The following is a 516-nucleotide window of genomic DNA, read 5'->3' on the forward strand; positions in this document are numbered from 1 at the left end:
AAATTTGGACGTTGATTGGAACGTAGGGCACTCGCTTTCCRCGGGCGGTCAGGGAGCCTCCTCGGCTTTCGCCTGCGGGTTATCCCCTAGACGCGCTTTTCACGCAGGAGTCTCGAACACCCGATCCAATCAACTTAGATATAACATTTAGATAGAAACCAGACCTGAGGGGGGAAGGTATTGCTTGGTCATTTGGTTCGGGAACATCATTTGATGAATGATACGTTTTCCGAACCCCTTTTTTCATTTCCACCATCTTGTTTGAGGGAAATCCGTTGAACCAAGCACTACCGGTTCGCCTATTTGAGGTGTGCAGACCTGGACACCCAGGTCATTGGCCGCTTTTGTTACCCGTTCTATCGGATCTGTCCAGTCATGAAAAGACAATGTGAAACCTGCCCAATGAATGGGGATCATCCGTTTTCCTTGTACATCGATGTGTGCTTGAACAGTTTCTTCCGGAATCATATGGATGGTTGACCAACGTTCATCATATTGGCCGCATTCCATTAAAGT

The 516-nt window shown here is 47.8% G+C and carries 1 protein-coding gene; it reads right to left on the reverse strand.

The features are described 5' to 3' along the window. Positions 1 to 243 precede the first annotated feature (243 nt). Positions 244 to 516, reverse strand: a 273-nt coding sequence (locus tag AC1DVB_RS27920) for an MBL fold metallo-hydrolase (RefSeq protein WP_477592108.1), incomplete at its 5' end; no start/stop codon positions are given.

Source organism: Peribacillus sp. P4_D6 (genome assembly GCF_056401795.1).